The sequence below is a fragment of the Ensifer adhaerens genome (assembly GCF_028993555.1).
In the GTDB taxonomy this organism is placed as follows: domain Bacteria; phylum Pseudomonadota; class Alphaproteobacteria; order Rhizobiales; family Rhizobiaceae; genus Ensifer; species Ensifer adhaerens_I.
Genome location: NZ_CP118610.1, coordinates 2,113,053 through 2,133,947, shown reverse-complemented (window position 1 = coordinate 2,133,947; position 20,895 = coordinate 2,113,053). Strand labels below are relative to the sequence as shown.

19 protein-coding genes and 1 pseudogene are annotated in these 20,895 nt (G+C 63.3%); 12 read left to right on the top strand and 8 right to left on the bottom strand.

Translation table 11 applies throughout. The annotated features are described in order from the left end of the window. Positions 1-90 precede the first annotated feature (90 nt). Both PWG15_RS10440 and PWG15_RS10435 read right to left on the bottom strand, forming a co-directional pair. Positions 91-906 (bottom strand): hypothetical protein, encoded by an 816-nt coding sequence (locus PWG15_RS10440; RefSeq protein ID WP_275019694.1) that lies wholly within the window; start codon positions 904-906, stop codon positions 91-93. A gap of 195 nt (positions 907-1,101) precedes the next feature. Beyond that, complete coding sequence (locus tag PWG15_RS10435; RefSeq protein ID WP_275019693.1) at positions 1,102-2,004, bottom strand: LysR family transcriptional regulator; 903 nt, start codon at positions 2,002-2,004, stop codon at positions 1,102-1,104. Positions 2,005-2,248: 244 nt separating this feature from the next. Here PWG15_RS10435 and PWG15_RS10430 point away from each other — a divergent pair, with 244 nt between their 5' ends. From PWG15_RS10430 to PWG15_RS10395, 8 genes are all read left to right on the top strand, one after another. Continuing rightward, a complete protein-coding gene (locus PWG15_RS10430) occupies positions 2,249-3,037 on the top strand; it encodes a transporter substrate-binding domain-containing protein (RefSeq protein ID WP_275019692.1) in 789 nt (262 codons plus the stop codon). 457 nt (positions 3,038-3,494) lie between these two features. Then, a complete protein-coding gene (locus PWG15_RS10425; RefSeq protein ID WP_275019691.1) occupies positions 3,495-4,997 on the top strand; it encodes a M81 family metallopeptidase in 1,503 nt (500 codons plus the stop codon). Between the two features lie 178 nt (positions 4,998-5,175). Continuing rightward, positions 5,176-6,672, top strand: coding sequence for a DUF1254 domain-containing protein (locus PWG15_RS10420; RefSeq protein ID WP_275019689.1), 1,497 nt, complete (start codon positions 5,176-5,178; stop codon positions 6,670-6,672). Positions 6,673-6,795: 123 nt separating this feature from the next. Beyond that, complete coding sequence (locus PWG15_RS10415) at positions 6,796-8,265, top strand: DUF1254 domain-containing protein (RefSeq protein ID WP_275019688.1); 1,470 nt, start codon at positions 6,796-6,798, stop codon at positions 8,263-8,265. A gap of 99 nt (positions 8,266-8,364) precedes the next feature. Then, positions 8,365-8,622: a DUF3302 domain-containing protein gene (locus PWG15_RS10410; RefSeq protein ID WP_275019687.1), complete on the top strand. Its 258-nt coding sequence runs from the start codon at positions 8,365-8,367 to the stop codon at positions 8,620-8,622. After that, positions 8,619-9,560, top strand: coding sequence for an HlyD family secretion protein (locus tag PWG15_RS10405; RefSeq protein ID WP_275019686.1), 942 nt, complete (start codon positions 8,619-8,621; stop codon positions 9,558-9,560). Before PWG15_RS10410 ends, PWG15_RS10405 begins: the two co-directional genes overlap by 4 nt. 211 nt (positions 9,561-9,771) lie before the next feature. Beyond that, positions 9,772-10,644: a helix-turn-helix domain-containing protein gene (locus PWG15_RS10400; RefSeq protein WP_275019685.1), complete on the top strand. Its 873-nt coding sequence runs from the start codon at positions 9,772-9,774 to the stop codon at positions 10,642-10,644. 101 nt (positions 10,645-10,745) lie between these two features. Continuing rightward, positions 10,746-11,624 (top strand): NAD(P)H-binding protein, encoded by an 879-nt coding sequence (locus PWG15_RS10395; protein ID WP_275024334.1) that lies wholly within the window; start codon positions 10,746-10,748, stop codon positions 11,622-11,624. 36 nt (positions 11,625-11,660) lie between these two features. On the opposite strand, the gene PWG15_RS10390 is transcribed toward PWG15_RS10395, so the two are convergent. After that, a complete protein-coding gene (locus PWG15_RS10390) occupies positions 11,661-12,953 on the bottom strand; it encodes an MFS transporter (protein ID WP_275024333.1) in 1,293 nt (430 codons plus the stop codon). Between the two features lie 333 nt (positions 12,954-13,286). Next, a complete protein-coding gene (locus PWG15_RS10385) occupies positions 13,287-14,810 on the bottom strand; it encodes a DUF1254 domain-containing protein (protein ID WP_275024332.1) in 1,524 nt (507 codons plus the stop codon). Between the two features lie 204 nt (positions 14,811-15,014). Here PWG15_RS10385 and PWG15_RS10380 point away from each other — a divergent pair, with 204 nt between their 5' ends. Continuing rightward, positions 15,015-15,947, top strand: coding sequence for a LysR family transcriptional regulator (locus tag PWG15_RS10380; protein WP_275024331.1), 933 nt, complete (start codon positions 15,015-15,017; stop codon positions 15,945-15,947). Between the two features lie 48 nt (positions 15,948-15,995). Here the strand turns inward: PWG15_RS10380 and PWG15_RS10375 are convergent, their stop codons facing one another. Both PWG15_RS10375 and PWG15_RS10370 read right to left on the bottom strand, forming a co-directional pair. Continuing rightward, complete coding sequence (locus tag PWG15_RS10375) at positions 15,996-17,006, bottom strand: aldo/keto reductase (RefSeq protein WP_275024330.1); 1,011 nt, start codon at positions 17,004-17,006, stop codon at positions 15,996-15,998. 228 nt (positions 17,007-17,234) lie between these two features. After that, positions 17,235-17,714 (bottom strand): annotated as a pseudogene (locus PWG15_RS10370) (LysR substrate-binding domain-containing protein); the annotation flags it as partial. Between the two features lie 87 nt (positions 17,715-17,801). Between PWG15_RS10370 and PWG15_RS10365 the strand changes: the two are divergent. Next, positions 17,802-18,035 carry an alpha/beta hydrolase gene (locus tag PWG15_RS10365; protein ID WP_275024492.1) on the top strand — a complete coding sequence of 78 codons (234 nt, stop codon included), beginning with the start codon at positions 17,802-17,804 and terminating at the stop codon, positions 18,033-18,035. A 195-nt stretch (positions 18,036-18,230) separates the two neighbouring features. Here PWG15_RS10365 and PWG15_RS10360 read toward each other — a convergent pair whose 3' ends face one another. Next, complete coding sequence (locus tag PWG15_RS10360) at positions 18,231-18,626, bottom strand: hypothetical protein (protein ID WP_275024329.1); 396 nt, start codon at positions 18,624-18,626, stop codon at positions 18,231-18,233. A 228-nt stretch (positions 18,627-18,854) separates the two neighbouring features. On the opposite strand from PWG15_RS10360, the gene PWG15_RS10355 reads away from it, so the two are divergent. Next, complete coding sequence (locus tag PWG15_RS10355) at positions 18,855-19,493, top strand: glutathione S-transferase family protein (RefSeq protein WP_275024328.1); 639 nt, start codon at positions 18,855-18,857, stop codon at positions 19,491-19,493. A gap of 352 nt (positions 19,494-19,845) precedes the next feature. Here the strand turns inward: PWG15_RS10355 and PWG15_RS10350 are convergent, their stop codons facing one another. Next, positions 19,846-20,178: a hypothetical protein gene (locus PWG15_RS10350; protein ID WP_275024327.1), complete on the bottom strand. Its 333-nt coding sequence runs from the start codon at positions 20,176-20,178 to the stop codon at positions 19,846-19,848. Between the two features lie 258 nt (positions 20,179-20,436). Between PWG15_RS10350 and PWG15_RS10345 the strand changes: the two genes are divergently transcribed. Beyond that, on the top strand, positions 20,437-20,775 hold the full coding sequence (locus PWG15_RS10345) for a hypothetical protein (RefSeq protein WP_275024326.1): 339 nt from the start codon (positions 20,437-20,439) through the stop codon (positions 20,773-20,775). The last annotated feature ends 120 nt before the right edge of the window (positions 20,776-20,895 follow it).

The following is a 20,895-nucleotide window of genomic DNA, read 5'->3' as shown; positions in this document are numbered from 1 at the left end:
TGTCAGCAGCGCCAGTGACGGCGCGCACGCGCTTGCCAGCGGGTGCGCCGGCGCGTGGTGTCGCTTGGGAAGAGGAGAGTGTGAGCGGCGCTATTTGGTCGTGACGGCCATTGCGGCCAGGAGGATGAAAAGAGCCACCATCGAAGCGACGAGAAAAAGCGTCAGCCTCCGCATCAGTTCACGGAGGCCATCAGGCTCGTAGGGTCGCTCGTCGGCAGCAGTATTGCCCGCAGGCTTTTCCGTCAGGTCGTACCAGCCGAGCCGTTCGAAGTAGTGAGACACCGACTGAAGCTCGGACGGATATGCTCGGTAATTCAGCCATCTCGCACCCTTGATGTCGTAGTGGGTCTCGCCGAGGCCGCGAACTTTTGCCAACAATTTTGCTGCTTCCTTGCGCGAGTACGACGTGCCTTCCTCAGCGTCGCGGCTCCGCCCCCAAAGTCCTAGCAGCAGCGACCCGTAAAGCGCGTTGCAGCCTTCCATCGTCAAGGCCAGTTGCTTGATTTCCACGCTTTGACAGAGGTCGTCGTTCAGTTGTGCGTTGTGTCCAGCCAGCTCGAATGATGGCGGCGATTGATCGTCCTCGAAAACCAGATCGTCCGGTGTGACAACCAAGGTACCCCAACGCCAGCGGATCGGAATTGCTGTCGCCGCGCTGGACCAGGCGCGCTCATGGTCGTTGAGCGGACGCCGCCAGTCTTGGCGGTCGATATGCGCGGCATGAGCCCGGCCGCGCGATCCGTCCGGCAGGCGGACATTGTCGGCGGCATAAGGCCTTCCAAAGCGATGGTGGAGAACGGCTGCTCCGTGTCGCTGGCCGTAATCGCTCCAGCGATATTTTGGCTGGCCCGGGGCCTCCGACAACACGTAGCCTTCGGGATACTCGTCGTTCTCAAATGGCCACATGATCAGATTCAAAAATCAGAATGAAGGCTGTGTTCATGATACCTCCCTCGGTTGCATTGAGCTTTACCGATGAAGGCTCAATCAATTGCGCACTTGGCCAGGAGAATTTTACCCAATTCCGATTTGTTGATCGTCGGTTGGCCTGCCCGCTGGACCGGCAAATCGAGGATGTACGGCTCCGGATTCCGAGAGGGATCAGCCACCAGGCCCGGCGCTACGACGCTCGCGTTCCTCAATCTCCGCGATCAGCCAGTTGAGAAAACTCTTCGTCACCGGCTTGGTGCGCAACAGTTCCTCTTGGCAGACGAACTGGTAGGTTTCGGCCGGTTCGTAGAAATGGTCGTGGACCAGGCAGATCTGGCCGGTCTTCAGTTCGTGCTCGACCATGGTGCGGTCGATCAGCGCCACGCCCTGGCCCTCCTTCACTGCTTCGAGGATGATGTGCTGGTCGTCGAAGATCAGGTCCTGGTGGCTGCGCGGCAGCGCGAGGCCCGAGGAGGCGATCCAGCTCTGCCATTCCTGAAGGCCACGATAGTGCAGGCGGTTGCCGGAAAGCAGCGCCTGCTTGTCTTCGGCCTTCTGAAAGAGCTCGCGGCCGCAGACGGGCACCAGCCGTTCGCGCAGCAGCTTGCGGGCGAAGCGCCCGGCCGGCGGCTGCAGGCAATAGGCGATGGTCACATCGGCCGGGCCGGTGCCGGCGGTGATGGTTTCGAGGTGGGAGAGGTGGAGCTGCACGCCGGGATTGGCGGCGAGGAACTCCGAGATGCGCGGCGCGATCACCTTCATCGAAAAGAACGGCCCGACCCGCACGCGCAGGATCTTGCCGCTGACGCGCGGGCGGATGTGCTGGACGACGCCTTCGAGATCGTCGAAGGCGCGCTGGCAGGAGGCATAGAGCAGCCCGCCCTCGGGCGTCAGCTCGACGCCATGCTGCTTGCGCACGAAGACGCGCAGGCCGAGATGTTCCTCAAGGATCCTGATCTGGTGGCTGATGGCGCCCTGGCCGATGCAGAGCTCGTCGGCGGCGGCTGTCAGGCTGCCGTTGCGTGCGGCCGCCTCGAAGGCACGCAGGGATTTGAGGCTCGGCAGGTCACGCATCCGTTTCTCCGGGTTCTGGATCTCCTGCAGCCTATATGAATTTTTTCGATGGCTGGAATGATTTCTTTCACATTGCGCAGGGCCGCTGCCTCCCGCATTGTCGATCCATAATAAAGCAAAACGAAAACTGAAATCGGCCGAAAATCCAGGCAGTTTCGCGCGATAGGCACATTGGGGGAAGGCCCGATGACCTGCTTGCGATCGGAATTTCGTGGCTGGCCGACAGGAAAACAAAGGGAACCAGATGAAAAAGAAGTTCATGACCGCATCGGTATTGTTGCTTCTGATGGCGGCCGGGAGCGCCCGGGCCGAGACGCTTTCGATCGGCACGGAGGGCGACTACGCGCCGTTCAACTATGTGACGTCGGCCGGCGAGATCAAAGGCTTCGACTACGATATCGGCCAGGCGGTCTGCGCCGAAATCAAGGTGGAATGCGTCTGGAGCACCAATGAATGGTCGGGCATCATCCCGGCGCTGCAGGCCAAGAAGTTCGACGTGATGATCGCCTCCATGGCGATCAATCCGGACCGCAAGACGAAAGTGGACTTCACCAACCCCTATTATTTCAACGCCATGCGCTTCGTCGCGCGCAAGGATCTGGATCTGAAGGAGATCTCACCCGAGGCGCTGAAGGGCAAGGTGATCGGCACGCAATCGGGCTCGGTCGCGGTCGAGGCGCTGCAGCAGTTCTTTCCCGACAGCGAGGTGAAGCTCTATCCGACGCTCAGCGAAGTGTTCCTCGACATGGAGAACGGCCGGCTCGACCTGATCCTCGAGGGGCAGATGGCCTTTACCGAGTGGCTGGCCAAGGACGAGAGCGGCTGCTGCGCCTTCGTCGGCGACAGCTTCGTGCTCGACACGGCCGAGGGCAACGCCATGGCGGTGCGCAAGGGTGACGAGGCGCTGCTCGCCAAGCTCAATGCCGGGCTGAAGACGATCATGGAAAACGGCACCTACGACCGGATCCGCAAGCAGTATTTCGACTTCGACATCATGGCCAAGCCGAAGACCACCAGCGAGTACTTCCGCTGAGTGGGTGAAGGGAGGCGCGCCCGCTGAGGCTTGCGGTTCTGCCCCTCATCCGGCCCGCCGGTCACCTTCTCCCCGCAGGCGCGGCGAAGGAGACGCGCAGCAACCGCCCGCCCGTAACCTCCCACGCCCGCGGTTTTCTCCGATGACCGCACGCGCGACCGCGCTCCCTCTCCCCGCGTGCGGGGAGAGGGTCAGGGTGAGGGGCAGCCCGGACCGGAATGCGTGAGGGGCAAGCCGGACCCCGAAACGGTGAGGGGCAGCCCAGACCCGGAATTGGGGAAGGGCAAACCCAAACCCGGCTAACGGCAATGGCCAGAACGCCCACACAGCATTCGCCTGCCGCGCGCTGCTTTCGACGCAGGGCGCGGCAGGCGGACAGGCGCGGCGCCGGGGTTTCGCGTTTTCCCCGGCGCCCGTCTCCTCGATTTTCCCAGTCAGCAAAATGAAAGTGCATGCGATGAGCTTCCGTGTCGCCGTTCTCGAATTCAACCAGGAAACCAACACGTTCTCGAAGCTCAAGACAGGCTTCAGGGATTTCGAAGCCTGCCACTATTTCCTGGGCCAGGAGATCGAGACCCATTGCCGAGGGACCAATTCGGAGATCGGCGGTTTCATCGATTGCTGCGACAAGTATGGCTGGCAGCCGGTCTATACCGTGGCGGCGCGGGCCGAGCCCGGCGGCCGGGTGGAGGAGGCCATGCGCCAGCGCTTCGTTGCCGACCTCACAAGCGCGCTTGAGGGGCAAAAACTCGATGGCGTCTTCATCGTCTTCCACGGCGCCATGTGCACGGAGACGGCGGATGACGCGCAGATGCAGCTTCTGGAGGTGGTGCGCGGCCTCGTCGGGCCTGACATGCCCATTGCCGCGACCTTCGACCTGCACGCCAATTCCGCACCCGAGATGGCCGGGCTGCTCGATATCGCTGTTTCCTTCCGCACCTATCCGCATGTCGACATGGCCGAATGCGCCCACAAAGCCGGCGCGCTTCTGGAGCGCGCCATGCGCGGCGTGATCCGCCCGGCGATCGCTATCCGCCAGCCGCCGATGTTGAACGGCTGCAATGACGGGCGCACGACCCATGCCTGCGCCATGACCGAACTGCTCGAGATCGCCGACGCAATCGCAGCGCGCGACGGCATGCTCGCGACCTCGATCAATGCCGGTTTCTATGATGCCGATATCTTCAACACCGGGCCATCGGCGGTGATCTGCTACGACCGCAACCGGGTTCAGCCTGCGCAGGCGGAAGCCGAGGCAGAGCGGCTTTGCCGCGAGATCTGGGACCGGCGCGAGCATCAGGACGAGCAACTGCCGCTCGATGCGCTGCCTGGCATCGTCGCTGAGCATCTGGGCGGGGAGCGGCATGGTCCGCTTGTCATCGCCGATTTCTCCGACAACCCCGGCTGCGGCGCCTATAGCGATTCCACCTGCGTGCTTGCCAAGCTCCTTGAGATCGGTGTCAATCATGCGGCCTTCGGCGCGCTCTGCGACCCTGACGTGGCGGCCGAACTCGTTGCCGCAGGCATCGGTGCAGAGCGTCAGGTGACGCTCGGCTGCAAGATCGACCCCGCCATCGGCGGCGGGCCGGTCACGGTCACGGGCCGGGTGGAGGCGATCTCCGACGGCAGGATCGTCTTCGAGGGGCCGATGTTTCAGGGCCTGCCGGCAACCATGGGACCGAGCGTTCGCTTCCATGTCGATGGCATCGACATCCTCATTTGCAGCGAGCGCCAGCAGATGCTCGACCGCAATCTCTTCCGCGCCGTCGGCATCGAGCCGTCCGACTACACAATCGTCGTCGTCAAATCGCAGCAACACTTCCGCGCCGCCTTCGGTCCGATTGCCTCGGCCATCGTCGAGATCGACGGCACGGGCTTGAGCAGCGCCAACATCGGCGCGCGGAATTTTCAGCGCGTGCGGCGGCCTGTCTATCCGCTGGATCGCGATGCGGCCGGCTGATTGCCGTTCCCTGGACACGGTCGACACACGCGCCATTCGCCCCGGCGACGATCGGGCCGGCGCCGCGTGTGGTAACCGTTACGTAACTTGACGCCCGCGCCCGTGATGACTTTGCTCCAAGCCAGAGAGCGGCCTGCGTCTGCACGCCGCCCGAATTGAACGAATGCTGGAGCGATTTATGACCCTTGCCATGCGCGCCATCCTTTTTAGCAGCGCCGTATTGCTGGCTGTAGGTCCGGTCCTTGCTGACACCTTCAAGATGACGACGCCGATACCGCAGGAAATCCTGACGCCCGATAGCGTCGAGACACGCATCGGTACGCTTCAGTTCAACGACGGCGTTCCGACGGCCGAGACCGCGCAGAAGGTCTGGGACCAGCTCGATTTCAGCCGTGGGATCGAAGCCTTCCTCAACGGCATTCCCGGCGCCTCGATGGTGGCGATCCGCACCGGTCTTCGCGAAGTGGGCGCCGAGAAGAGCACGATCGGCGTCTTCGAGACGCTGATGGACTCGAAGTCGTTGTTTCTGACGGCCAACACCGAGACAATCTATTTCTGGAACTGGATGGACCTGAAGGATGGGCCGGTGGTCGTCGAAAGCCCGCCCGGCATTCTCGGCGTCGTCGACGATTTCTGGTTCCGTTATGTCACGGACCTCGGCAATGCCGGACCGGACAAGGGCAAGGGCGGCAAGTATCTCTTCGTGCCGCCAGGCTGGAAGGGCGAGAGGCCCGAAGGCTACTTCGTCTTCGAATCCCCGACCTACGGCAACCTGCTCTTCGGCCGTGCCTTCATGAAGGATGGCGATCCGGCGCCGGGTGTCGCAAGCCTGAAGAAGAACCTGCGCGTCTATCCCTATGACAAGAAGGACGCGCCGCCCGAAACGAAATTCCTCGATCTCTCCGGCAAGGCGATGAACACCGTTCACGCCAACACCATCAAGTTCTTCGAGGAGGTGAACCAGATCATCCAGGAGGAGCCGGCCGGCGCTTACGGCCCCGACATGACCGGCATCTTCTCAGCGATCGGCATGGAGAAGGGAAAGCCGTTTCAGCCGGACGAGCGCATGACGAAAATCCTGACCGATGCGGTGGCCGTCGGCAATGCGACGGCGCGCGCCATCGATTTCCGGCCGCGCGACCCGCAAGTCATGATCTACCCCGACCGCAAGTGGACGACGCCCTTCATTGGCGGCAGCTATGAATGGCTGAAGGATGGCGGCCGCAATTTCGATGCGCGCACGCTGTTTTACTATGCCGCGACCATCAACACGCCGGCGATGGCCGTCGCCATGCCCGGCATCGGCTCGCAATATGCGGCGACCAATTTCGACAAGGACGGCAAGCCGTTCGACGGCGCCAAGACCTACCGGCTGCACGTGCCGGCCAATGTGCCGGCCAAGGATTTCTGGTCGGTGGTGGTCTATGACCCGCAGACGCGCTCGATGCTGCAGACGGACCAGCAGTTTCCGAGCCTGTCGAGCCAGAAGAATCTGAAGCCGAACGCCGACGGCTCCACCGACATCATCTTCTCGCCGACGAAACCCGCCGACAACCCGAACTGGATCCAGACGATCCCGGGCAAGAGCTGGTTCACGATCTTCCGGCTCTATGGACCGCTTACGCCCTGGTTCGACCAGTCGTGGAAGCTCGAGGATTTCGTCGAGGTCAAATGAGGCGGGTTCGAAAGGAGTCGGTGGCTCAGCCATTTTGAGGCTCCCGACCAGCAATGACCATGGCGGTTGTCGCCCCGGGCACTGCCGCAGAAACAGCGCATAAGCAAACATTCGGAGACAAGCATGACGCATCGCAGATTGAGAAGCCTGTTGTTCCTTGCCGCCATGGCTTCCGTCAGCCTGATCCATGTCGGCCCGGCAACGGCCAACGGCACATCGGCCTACACGTTCAACCAGGGCTACCCGACGGCCGAGACCAGCGCCAAGGCCTATGACGACGCCGATCTGCAGCGTGCGATCACCGCCTATCGCTTCTGGTACCCGACGGTCTCCGTCGAGGGCATTTTCAACGGCAATCGCTCGATCGGCATCAAGGACAACGAGGCGATGGGGGCGGCAGCAGCCGGTCCGCGCCAGGTGGGCTTCACGCTGAATTCGGATACGCCTTACGGCTCGGCGACGATCGACGTCTCCAAAGGGCCAATGGTGGTGGAACTGCCGCCGGGCGCCTATATCGGCCTCGTCAACGACCACAATCAGGGCTGGGTGCTCGACATGGGCCTGCCGGGTCCGGATGCCGGCAAGGGCGGCAAGCACCTGGTCATCGGGCCGGACTACAAGGGCGCGGTGCCGGAAGGCTATCTCGTCGGCCACACCCCGACCTACAAGAACCTTCTTGCCGTTCGCGCGCTGCCTGTCGGCGGCGACCAGCCCAAGGCGCTTGCAGCCTTGCAGGCGGTCAAGATCTATCCGCTTGCCGACGCGGCCGACCCAAAGCCGGCGAAGGTCGTCAACACCACCGAGATGGCGATCGACAGCACTTCCTTGAAGTGGGAGGACAACATCCAGTTCTGGCAGAAGCTGTCGGAGATCATTGAGCAAGAACCCGTAATCGAGAAATACTTGCCGATGTATGGGCTTCTTGCTGAACTCGGCATTGAGAAGGGAAAGGCGTTCGAACCCGACGCGCGGATGGCGGCGATCCTCGAAAAGGCGGCCCGCGAGGGGCGGGATCAATTGCATGTCTCGGCCTTCGACAGCACCCGGTCCGACCGCTTCGCCTGGCCCGATCGCAAATGGGAGTGGGTTGGCCTGGTGCCCGGCAGCGTGCAGTTCGAAACGCCGACGGGCGGCATCGATCTGGAGGCCCGCGACCGCTGGTTTGCCCAGGCGATCGTGACCTCGCCGGCGATGTTCCGGCGCACTCCCGGCGCCGGCTCGCTCTACTGGCTTGCGGCGCGCGACGGCACGGGTGCCTATCTCGATGGCGGCAAGACCTACAAGCTCACCATACCCCAGCCTGTTCCGGGCAAGCTCTTCTGGTCGGTGACGGCCTATGATGCCCAGACGCGTTCGGAGGTTCAGACCGACCAGGACAAGGCGGCGCTGCGCTCGCTGTTCGAGTTGAAGGACGTCAAGGGCAGCGATCCGGTCGATCTCTACTTCGGTCCAAGGGCGCCTGAAGGGCAGGAGGGACGCTGGATCAAGACCGTGCCCGGCCGCGGCTGGTTTGCCTATATCCGCATCTACGGCCCGGAAGGCCCGGCCTTCGACGGTAGCTGGAAGCCGGCGGATTTCGAAGAAGTGCGGTAGGGCACGGGCTGAGGCCGACGTTCAGGCGACCTGTCGTTGCCGCCGGATGTGGGCACTCGGTGCCGTCGTTTACAACTGGTGGAAGATGAGAACCCTCCGATGAGCTTCATCGATCTTTTCGCCTGGATCGTGTTGATCGTGCTGGTTGCCAGCACGGTCGCGGTCCTGATCTTTCTCGCCATGCTGCCGGGGTCTATCGCGAGGCGCCGCAACCATCCGTGGGCAGAAGCCGTCAATATTGCCGGTTGGGTGACGCTGTTCCTCGGCTTTGCACTTTGGCCGATCGCGCTCGTCTGGGCCTATGTGGACGTGCCGCGCCCGAACGCATCCCGTCCAGGTGAGGTGGGCCAGCCATGATCGTCGTCCTGCTCAATGTCTATCTGGCCATCCTCTTCTGCCTGGTCAAATTCAGGATTGTGCCTTTCAACCTCTTCTGGAAGATCTCGCCGGCGATCGTCTTCCTGCTGCTCCTCGTCGGCCTGTTCATTCCGATGAACTGGGGCGCGCCGCAGGGCAAGGCGCTGGTGGTGCGCAACTCCGTTGCGATCGTGCCCGATGTCGCGGGTGAGGTCATGGACGTGCCGGTCGCCTCCAACAGCCCGCTCAAGGCCGGCGACGTGCTCTTCCGCATCGATCCCGTGCCCTACCAGGCGAAGGTGGATGCGCTGCAGGCGCAGCTTTCCCTGCAGGAGCTCAGGCTTTCGCAGATGACGAAGCTGGCATCGCGCGATGCCGCGACCGAATTCGATGTGCAGCAGCGCCAGGCGGACGTCGACAATCTGAAGGCACAGATCAGCAATGCCGAATGGGAGCTTGGCAAGACGACCGTGCGGGCGCCGGCCGACGGTTACGTCACCAATCTGGCACTTCGGAAAGGCGCGCGTGTTGCGACCCTGCCGCTGTCGCCGGCCATGGCCTTCATCGATACGTCCGAGACGATCATCGGCGTGGAGATCAACCAGATCGACGCGCGATACATTCAGCCCGGCCAGATGGTGGAAGCGACCTTCAAGTTCGCCCCCGGCGAGACCTATACCGGCAAGGTCGAAAGCGTGCTGCAGGCGATCGCCTCCGGACAGGCGAGGGTCTCCGGCACGGCGGTGACACCGGAGGCGGTCTCGGCCGCCCCCTTCATCGTGCGCATCAAGCTCGATGACGAGGCCTTTGCCGCCAGGCTGCCCGCGGGCGCTGCGGGGGATGCCGCCATCTTCACCGACCGGGTGAAGGCCGCACATGTGATCCGCCGGGTACTTCTGCGCCAGATCGCGATCACCAACTACATCAACCCGTTCTGATTTGGGCGGAGCGTCCAGGATAGCGCCCCAGGCGCTGGGGGCCCGGCACGGGCGGTGTCCAAGGACAGATCGTCGCGCGGTTCTCCGCGTCGGATCAGACGCGGAGTTGATCGCCACGCCTTCAGACGCATTCGGGCAGGCACGCGGTTGTTAAACCCGCGCTCCGGTCGTAGCATCGCGCTCTGCAACCTCGGACCCGAGCCAACCGGTCATGACCCTTTCTTCCACTCAACCCGCACCGCAGATTCTGCTCACCAGCGCCGGACGGGCGTGGAACGGGCTTTCGGCCGATTTCATCCATATTCCGCGCGGGCGGGTGCAAGTGCCGGGCGGCGACATGCATCGGCTGGGCATGCATTTCGGGCCGCCCGTCAATGCCGATTGCCAATGCGGCGGCCGGCGCATGCGGCGGGTGCAGAAGCCGGGTGATATCGACATCATTCCGGCCGGGGTCGAGGGTTCCTGGGAGGATGATGCCGACTGCCGGATCCTGCGGCTCAGTTTCTCGCGCTCGCTGCTCGACCGGGTCGCCACGGATCTGGGGCGGCATGGAGACGGGGTGGAGTTGTTGCCGCGATTGCAGGTGCGCGACACCAGGCTCGAAGCGATCGGCTGGGCGATCAAGGCGGATCTGGAGGCCGACACGCCATCCGATCCGCTCTATATCGACCTGCTTGCCAATGCGCTGGCCGTGCGGCTGATCGAGACGGCGACCGGCGGACTGCGTCAGGCGGAAGGGCACAGCGAACCGAAACTCTCGGCGCGGCAATTGCGGGTTCTGACCGAGTTCATCGAGACCCATCTGGACAAGCGGCTTCATCTTGCCGATCTGGCCGCGGTCGCGGGCCTGAGCGCCACGCGGCTGAAGACGCTCTTTCGCAACAGCACCGGTCTGCCGGTGCATCAGTATGTCATTCGCCGCCGTGTCGAATATGCCCGTGCGCTGATGACCACGACGACGATGGCGGCGAGCGAGATTGCCGTCGCCGCAGGCTTCGCCCATCAAAGCCACATGGCCGCGACGATGCGCCGGCTTCTGGGCGCGACGCCCGGCGAGATCATGCGGCGCGCAGCCGAAATCTGACCGAAGCTGCAAGATCCTGGCCGAATCTGCGCGACGCTGGGCGTCGCGACCCCTAGTCCTTGCCCGTCTTCAGCAAGACCATCTTCAGCAAGGAAAAGATCATGTTTGTCATTCTCGGGGCTGCCGGAAAGGTGGGGTTTTCAACGGCATCGACACTGCGCGCGGCGGGCCTGCCGGTGAGGGCAGTGCTGCGCGATACGGCCAAGGCGGAGAGATTGCGTGCGATCGGTTGCGATGTCGCGCTTGCCGATCTCAAGGACCCGGCCGCACTCCGCCTGGCGGTCGCGGGCGCGCAAGCCGTGCAGCTCATCCTGCCGCCGCCGCTTGGGGCCGAGGATGCCGTGGCCGAGATGCGCCTGATGACGCAGACCATGGCCGAGGCGATTGCGCGTGCAGGGCCGGACCGCGTGCTGGCAATCTCCGACTACGGCGCCCACGTGCCCGAGGATATCGGCATGCCCACGATGTACCGGCTTTTCGAGGAGCACCTTCGTTCGCTCGATATGCCCAAGGTGTTGCTGCGCTCGGCCGAGCATATGGAGGGCTGGGCTCGCGCTTTATCCGTGGCGGCTGCAACGGGCATCCTGCCGACCCTGCATCAGCAGCCCGAGCGGACCTTTGCCAATGTTTCAGCCGTGGACGTAGGCCGGATCGCCGCCGATCTGCTTCGTGAGCCGGCGACCGGAACTGCCGAAAGGATCGTGCATGTGGAGGGACCGCGCCGCTACGGTGCCGCCGATGTCGCTGACGCCTTGAGCGCCTTGCTCGGCCGTCCGATCACGGCGCGGGCCGTGCCGCGGGCCGATTGGCGGCAGAGCCTGGAGCGGGTGGTGAGCGGAAGCGTTGCCACCCTGCTGGTCGGTATTTACGACGCCCACGAGCGGGGCGGGCTGATCGACGTCGAGCCGGGCCGGGGCGAGGTACGTCGGGGTAAAACCGATCTCGCCCTGGCGCTTCGGCCGTTTGTGCCGGCGGGCTGAAGATCAGGCCGCCGGCTCGCCATCTCGTGTGTGCGCTTACTGCCGCGCCTTCTTCGACAACAGCGTGAGGCCGAAGAGGATGAGGCCGGCAGCGGTCAGGGTGAAGCCTGCCCAGACGGCCGAGAGCAGGCCATGGCCGGCGGCTATCGCGGCACCTCCGGCCTCGGCGCCGACGGCGTTGGCGACGTTGAGCGCTGCAAGGTTCATGGCGCCCATCAGGCTCGGGGCTTCCGGGGCGAAGCGGGTGAGGCGAACCTGGATCGTCGGGATGGCGGCCATGGTTGCTGCACCGACACCGAAGAGGGCGGACAAGAGCACCCAGGGGGTTGCCGCGCCGAGTGCGAGCACAGCCAGCGTGACAAGCGCGGCTGCAAAGCCAAGCGCGATGCCGCGGGCGGGGTAGAGATCGGCAAGCTTGCCGCCGACGAGGTTGCCAGCCGTCATGCCCATGCCGAACAGCGCGAGCGCCACCGGGATCATGGCGGGCGAGAGGGTAGCGACATCCGTTACGATCGGGGCGATGAAGGTATAGACCGCAAAGATGCTGGCGATACCGGTGGCTGCGACCAGCATCACGCCCCAGACACGCGGCTTGCGCAGCGACGAGAGCTCCTGCACGACCGGGACGCCGTCAAGTGCTTTCGTGCGCGGCACCCAGGCCCAGATTGCGAGGAACGCAAGGACGGCAAAGGCGGCGATCGCCAGATAGGTTTCGCGCCACCCGAGCGTCTGGCCGAGGAAGGTGGCAAGCGGCGAGCCGACGATGGTCGCGACCGTCAGCCCGGTCATGACGATGGCAAAGGCCTTGCCGGCCTGGCCGGGGCCGACGACATAGGATGCGACCACAGCGCCGGCGCCGAAATAGGCGCCTTGCGGCAAACCGCTGATGAAGCGCGCGGCCATCAGCATGCCCATGTTGGCGGCGATCGCCGAAAGCACGTTGCCGAGGACGAAGAGCGCCATCAGCGCCAGAAGCAGCGTGCGCCGGTTCGCCCTTGCGGCGGCCAGTGTCACCAGCGGCGCGCCGATGACGACGCCGAAGGCGTAAGCCGTAATCGCGCTGGTTGCCTCCGGCACGCCGATGTTCATCGCTTCAGAGAAAAGCTGGATGATGCCCATGCTGGCAAATTCCGAGGTGCCGATCGCAAAGCTGCCGAGCGCCAGCGCCAGCAGCGTCAGGCGGTTGTTCTGCGGGGTCGGGGCCTCGACGACCGGCCGTGCTGCGCGCTTGCGGGTCGCGATCGGCGCGCCACCGATACGCTGGCGCAGGCTGGCGACATCGAAAATGGCGGTCTGCGGGGCGAGGGTGGCTTCGGCGGTCTGAGACATCTCGGTGATCCCTTCTCTCGTTGGTGCTGGACCGTCGCTTGATGGACCGTCCGCTTGAGACAAGAGATCTCACGACGGGCGGCCAGGCAGTAGACGGCGAGGGTTCCCAGGATCTGATAAGCAAATTCACAGATGGGCCGTGGAGGCACTGCAGCGCTTGCGACAAGGCGGGATTTCCGCGCCAATCTGGCGGCAGATCTATGAATTCAAATCAGGTGGCGCGACGGAGAAGTGCGCAAGCGTTCGCGCGCCCGGGTGTCGTCGGAAACACTTCCGCGGCGGCATTGCAGGGACCCGTCCTTGAGGTCGTGCGGCGACCCCTATGGAGTCGCTTCAGGAAACAAGCTCGAAATCGGGCAGCTTGAACGACCTGTTGTTGAACGCGTCGGTCGGGCCGTAGAAGCGAACGGCCGGAAGCGGGCGTTTTCCTGATGTCGGGATCCAGTTTGCCTCAAGTCCGTCCGGCGCCTTGGGGCCGACATAAATGCTGACGCCGCCGTCGGCGTTCTTCGTCATCTTCTCGAGGTCATAGGACGACAGGGTTGTCCGGTTGAGATCGCTGTAGATGAAGGACATGGTGGCCCGATCATAGACCGTCAGCGCCCAGAACTGCTTGACCGGCATTTCTGCCGGAATGTCGAGCTTGTAGAGCTTGCCGGATTCGAGCAGCTTCCCTTGGCTGTCGGCCATCGCCATCATGTATTGGGTGGCCGGCGTGTCGGAGAGGACCTTCGGCATGTAGGTGCACCAAAAATACTCGGCGGCGCGCGGAATGAGATCGATGTAGTCGTCGTAGATGAACGAAAACGTCTTGTTGTCGTCGGCCTGAAGCAGCGAGACATAGTGGCGATCCGGCCAATAGCGCATCGTCTCCGGCGTGTGGTCGAACCAGTCCTGCAGGTAGAACCAGACATCGATCGCCGCTTGGCTCATGGCCCGCTTGGCGGTTTCGTCCGGAGTAAACGGCTTTCCCTTCTCGATGCCGAGCGATTTCAGCATGCCCATCATCACCTTGTCATGTTCCCTGATGGGTTCGACGCTTATGACCGCATGCATGTCCTCGAAGTGGCGCTCGTCGTAGAAGGGCAAGGTCGGGTAGCGCTCGTTGATCGGATCGACGAACTTCTGCTCCGGCGGATTGCTCGCCTCGCTCAGATAGTACATGCGCAGGCGCTTGGCGTAGGCATAGGCGTCCGCCGCCGATTTTCCGGCCGCCGGTATCGAACGGAAGGCAAGGGCGATGCGATAGTTCGGAGAGGCGATGTGGATGTAACCCTCAGGCATCGCTTCGGCGTAGCCGGGGGGTGTGAAGAGCAGTTTGGCGCCTTTGCCCTGATCCACGCCGGCTGGCCCGACATCGGCAATCGTCAATTGCCAGGCGTCGACGACCTGTCCGTAAAGACTGCCGTCAGCACCCGCCACCGGCAATTCCAGAACCACCGGCCCCTTCTGCAGATCGGTGAAGGCGGAAATATAGGGTGTCGTGCTGTTGGCGGTGATCGCCTCCACATTGGGCGTCGCCACCGCCGAATAGGCAATGATGTCGTTGTCCTTCATGCCGAGATCGGAGATGGCGGCGCGGCGGAAGGAATAGATCGCGATCGCTGGCATGTTCCAGAGCACCGCCTCGAAGGCGCGCTGGTACTTGATCTGATAATCGAAATCCTTGACGGAGGGCGTCGACCCCTTGGCCGGTTGGCCACCCAGGGGATCCTGACCATCCTGGGCCAATGCCGGTCTCGGTGCGGCCAGGGCCGGGAGTGCTGCCGCCAGGGCCGCGACTGAGACGGTGGCTACGCCTTGTTTCAGAACATCGCGGCGATTGACGTGCCAGCCGGTAACATCGTTGCTGCGCATCGGAGCCTCTCCCTTCGACATCGGAACCTCGTCCGGACGAGGTCCAACATCATCGAGGGAACACGAGTGAGCGCGTTTTCGGAAGTACGTAACTGTTAAATTGCGATCGAATGCGCGATGCGGCTGAAGAGAGATGCGCGGCGACAGCGCGCGGTTTCCGCGATAGCGTGGCAGCCGATCTCATGAATCAAATCAGGTGGCGTCATGGACAACCGGGCAGGCGAGATGATGGTTTTCGTCCAGGTGGTGGAGGCCGGCAGTTTTTCGGAAGCAGCGCGGCAGTTGATGATGACGCCCTCGACCGTGTCGAAGCTGATCGCGCGGCTGGAGAGCCGGCTCGGCATCAGGCTCGTCGAACGCTCGACGCGGCGGCTGCTTTTGACCCGGGAAGGCGAGTTCTACTATGAGCGCAGCCAACGGCTGCTTGCCGATCTCGACGAGACCGAGCAGCAGATCGCGCACGGGGGTGCCGAGCCCGAGGGGCTGATCCGGGTGAACTCCTCCGTCAGCTTCGGCGCGGCGGCGCTGGAGCCGATCCTGCCAGCCTTCTGGGAGGCCTATCCGAAGATCGTCATCGACCTTTCGCTGTCGGATGAAGTCGTCGATCTCTATCTCGAGCGGACGGATGTGGCGATCCGGGTGGGGCGGCTGCCGGATTCCAACCTGGTGGCGCGCAAGATCGGCGAGACCAAGCGCCGCATCGTGGCGTCGCCCGCCTATCTGGAAAGGCGGGGCGCGCCGCAAACGCCGGAAGACCTGCTTAATCACAATTGCATCGGCTTCAATTTTCGCCGGGCCAATCCGGTCTGGCCGATGCGCGAGGGCGGGCGGATCGTCGAGCGGATGCTGAGCGGCTCGCTGCTGACCAACAACGGCGAAACCATCCGCCGGATGGCGGTCGCCGGCGTCGGCATCGGGCGGATTGCCGACTATCACGTGCGCGGACCGATTGCCCGCGGCGAACTGGTCGAGGTGCTCGCCGACAGCGCGATCACCGAGGCCGACGAGATCCATGCGCTGTTTCGTGGCGCCCAGCTACTGCCCGCGCGTGTCCGCGCTTTCCTTGATTTTGCGGTGCCGCGCCTGCAGCGTTTTCTGGCGGAGGAGCCGACAGCGATTGCCCCGCCCGTCACATGACGGGCGGGGCTGGCGGTTCTTAGGCACGCAAGGCCGGCTCCGATTTGCTTAGCCGATCGGCAGCGGAGCGGCCGGGTTGACGAGACCGGCTTCGCGGAGTTCTCGCCAGAAGGCGGCGGGAATGACCTCGTTCAGCGCTGCGCGATCCTCGGCGATGCGGCTCGGCTGGCTGGCGCCGGGGATGACGGCGGCGACGGCGGGATTGGCAAGCGCGAACTGCAGGCCTGCCGCCTTCATCGAGATGCCGTGGCGGTCGGCGATCGCCTTGATATTTGCCACCTTCTGCAGGATTGCTGGCGTCGCCGGGGCATATTCGAAGTTCGGCCCGCCAACGAGCGCGCCCGAGCTGTAAGGGCCGCCGACGATGATGCCGAGGCCGCGTTCGGCGACCGCAGGCATGACGCGCTGGAGGGCGCGGTCATGGTCAAGCAGCGTGTAGCGGCCGGCCAGAAGGAAACCATCGGGGCGGGGGCCTTCCAGCGCCAGGAGCAGTTCGATCGGCTCGACGCGGTTGACGCCGAGACCCCAAGCCTTGATGACGCCCTCATCGCGCAGGCGATCGAGCGCCTTGAAAGCGCCCTTGCGGGCGGTCTCGAAGACATCGAGCCACTCATCGCCATAGAAGTCCTGCGCGACGTCGTGGACGAAGGCGATCTCGATATGGTCGGTCTTCAGCCGCTTCAGGCTGTCCTCGATCGAGCGCAGCGTTGCGTCTGCCGTGTAGTCGTTGACGATCTTGTTGGGGCGGCCATAGCGGAAGACGTCGCCCTTTTCACCGAGATCGCGGGCGCTGACATCCTCGATCTCGTCGAGGATGACCCGGCCGACCTTGGTGCTGATGACGTATTGATCGCGCGGGCGGCCGGCAAGCGCTTCGCCCATGCGGATTTCGGCAAGGCCGGCGCCATAGAAGGGGGCATTGTCGAAGTAGCGGATGCCGTCGTTCCACGCGGCTTCGACGGTGCCAAGCGCTTCCTGTTCCGGGATTTCGCGGAACATGTTGCCGAGCGGGGCGGCGCCGAAGCCGAGCTTGCTGGGGAGAATGTCCTTGAGTGCCATTGTACTGTCCTTTGCTGATCAACGGGGCAGGCTCTGCCTGCGTCGGGAATGCTCAGGCGATGATGGTTTGTTCGCATCGCCGTTGGACAAAGAAATAAGTCAGGACCCGAAGAGCCGGTAGCTGGGTCGGTTTCGCAGGATATGGGAAGCAAATTCACAGATGCCGCGGGGCCAGGGAGGCGGCGTCATCGGGCTGTTCCATGCGGATATTCGGCGCCAGACTTTAGCTCAAAAGCGAAGCGCGTCGACCACGATCTTGAAGGCAGGCGAGTTCTGCCGCCGGCTCGGGTAATGGAGATAGTAGCCTGCAAAGCTGGGTGACCAGTCCTCGAGCACCTGCACCAGGCTTCCCGAGCGTATCTCTGCCGTCACCAAATCCTCCGGCACGTAGGCGATGCCGTAACCGGCAATGGCGGCATCGACCATGGCATAGGAGGTGTTGAAGGTGAGCTGTCCCTCGACGCGAACCCGAAGCTCGCGGTCGTCCTTGGCGAACTCCCAGGCGTAAAGGCCGCCGGAACCAGCCTGGCGATGGTTGATGCAATTGTGCCCGGCCAGTTCCTGCGGCGTCTTGGGTGCCGGGTGTCGGGCGAAGTATTCGCGCGATCCGACGGCCACCAGCCGCCAGTCCGGTCCGATCCGGACTGCGATCATATCGTTGTCCAGGCTTTCGCCCAGGCGTACGCCGGCGTCAAAACGTTCCTCGACGCCTGTATCCCGTCTCTTGCAAGGGCGCAGAAAGGCGATGAGCCGGGGAGCTGGGAGCCTGCGACGATGAAAGTCAGGATGAGGTTCATGAACTTCTACCCGTTCAACGACATCGAGACGATCTCTCCGCGGCCGATGCTGTTCATATCCGGTGATCAGGCGCATTCCCGCGAGTTCAGCGAGGACGCCTACAGGCGGGCGGCAGAGCCCAAGGAACTGGTCTGGGTGAAGGGCGCCGGTCACGTGGATCTCCACGATCGCGTAGACCTCACCCCGTTCGAAAGGCTGAAAGGCTTTTTAGATCAGCACCTTGCGGTTTGATTGCACAGGGAGAAGCAGCGGCTCCAGCCGCTGCGATCCTCTTGCTGCTTGCACGACGAGGTTCACCGTGCCGGCCGAACCCGCCGTTCTCAGCGGGGGGCGTTCTCATTTGGGGGAGAGGCCCGAGATGGGCCCATCTGCCGGGGTTGGGGCGAAGATCGCCCCAACCGTCGACGGAAAATCCCGCAATGCCTTTTACCAGTTGTTGTAACCGCGGACCGGGCAATTGGGCTGAAGGCCGAAGACGATCGTCCGACGATGCGACCCTCTGATTTCGATCCATTGGTTGGTGGTTCGACCGACCCTGGCGTTCTGCAGGCCCTCGGCCCGCGCTATCGCCAAAGCGCGTTGCGGTGTGCAAATGCGGCGCTGGGCGCGGCGATCGCGATACTGGCGGTCGCGATAGGAGCGGTCGCGATAATAGTCGTCGCCGTAGTCCTCGTCGTCGTAGTAGCGCCGGCCGTCGTCATATCTTGGCCCCCCGCCATCGATATAGAGCTCTACGCCCTGGGCCAGTGCTGGGCCCGGCATCAGTGCTGCGCCGGGTATCAAGGACCCGAGCAGCAGGCCGATTGTAACAAACTTTCTCATGGACATACCTCCGAATCGGTAGCCTATCTAACACTTCTGTTTATGAACGCAGCCCGAACGGAATTGTTCGCGCCACGAAAGACGCGGGTCTGGCGACCCGGATGTGGACGTTCACCGGGCGATGCCGCCTCCAGCGCACGCGGTGATGTTTTTATGTGATTCTCATCTCACCTGTCGGCACGCGATTTCTTCGTTCGTCCTGCGACCGTCACGAACGGAGGCTCGTCCATGAAGCTCTATTTCAGCCGCAATCCCAATCCTCGCCTGGCGGTGGCCGTCGCCAGATACCTGAAGGCCGAGGTTGTCTTCGAATATGCGTCGCCGCAGTCTTTTGGTGAGGCGGAGCGCTTTCGTCCGCTGAACCCGAACCTGCTCCTGCCGATCCTGGAGCGCCCCGGCCGCTCGCTTTGGGAGGCCGACGCGATCGCCTGCTTCCTCTCTCGCCGTGCCGGCGACAATTTCTGGCGCACGGATGACGACGAGCCCGAAATGATCCGCTGGATCAGCTGGGGCAAGGAGAATTTCGTCAGGGCCTGCGACACGGTGCACTGGGAGCGGGGCACGAAGCTTCGCTACGGCATCGGGCCGTGCGAGGAGGAGATGGTGGAGGAGGGCCTGACGGCATTTCGCAAGGCTGCCAAAATCCTTGAAGCGGAACTTTCGGGTCGCGCCTGGCTGGTGGGTGACGCGGTCTCCTTTGCCGATTTTCGCATGGCGACTTTCCTGCCCTACAATGACGCCGCACGGCTGCCGATCGAGGACTATCCGTCGCTGAAACGCTGGGCGGAGCAGCTTGAGGAGATCGAAGCCTGGCGTGATCCCTTTCGCGGGCTCACCGCCCCGGAGTTGCCGCCGATTCCTGGCTGAACTCTACCAAGCTTCCGCCCGGGTTCCGCCCGGGAGCGGGGGGCTTTCCGGTCGCCATGCGGGAATGCCTGACGACCGGGAGGGCTGTGGCTTCACGGTGTCGACGCAGCTCGATGCTACTGGAAATGGTATCTGGTCCCCGATAGTCTGGAGGTCCTTCCTTTGCCGAAGCCTGCCTTGCGAGTGGTGCTCTACTGCATGGTTCCTTTAACCGTAGCCGATTGAAGGACAAAAACATGCAGCAATTCAAAGTGCTACAGCGATCTTTGCGCGTCCAATAAGACGCGCGGCGCTGTAGTGGCCGCCTGAGGCGCGTGCGGCGGGAAACCATCGAGCTTCCCGCCGGGATCATTCACTCATGGATCGTATAGGAACCCATCTCGCAGAGGTCCTGGGTGTCGGTCGTCGTGTCGAGATCGTCGCCCTGGAACTCGAAGCGCATATCGTAGCGGCAGACGCTGCGGCCGTCGGCGATGGTGATTTCCATCTCCTCGCCGGGGCCGAGAGCCTGACGGCCGAAGATGTCATCTTCCCAGCTGTCGACGCCGGTCGGAGAGGCGTAGAAATTGTTCAGGACCGAGTTCGTGCCGTTCTTCAGCGTGAAGACGAGATCCTCGGCATGGGCGGTGGTCGATGCACAAAGCACGACCGCCGACGCCAAGAAGGCGAAGTGAATTTTTTTCATGTTTTCAACCTGTTGGAATATGTTATTTGCGAAGTACCGCGGAAATTCTTTAGCTGAACTCGAGGCCGATCTGAAGATCGCTGCCGTACCATCTTTGGGTCTATCTTGCTTGGCCGGCGGAATGACGGTGCATCCTGTTGCGTCGCTACACTTGCCGGCACGGTGCAGCCGCAAGTGGCAGACATCTCGCCATTCATCTTATCTTCTGCTAAAACAGCCGCATTCAGATGCCGGTCCTGCTCAGAAGGACGCCGTCCCATGCGGTTCAGACTAGCGATCACAGCAGCAGCCCTGATTTCCCTTCCAGCTGCCGCCCTTGCCAAATCGCCGGCCGATATTGCCGACCTCGTCGGTGCGCGCGCACCCGGTGCGGAAAGCGAGATGCAGTCGCGGGGCTATGTCGACGTCGGCGGAAACAATACCTGGTGGAACGCCGGGACCAAGGTTTGCGTGCGGGTGCACGTGTCGCAGGGGCACTACTCCGCCATCTCGCAGATCAAGCCGTCGGCCTGCGGCCAGCAGGGCGGCAGGACCACGGCATGTCCGCCGGACCTGTCGCAGGCCGATCTCTACAAGCACCCGGGCTGCAGCCTCTAGCTGCCGGGCGTTACCTGGTATCTGTCGGATTTTTGAGCGAGCGGGGCCGTTGCGCCGGACGAGCATCTCTGCTCTCCTGAAACTGCCGTCTGAGAGCACCACATTGGCTCCCGTCGAACG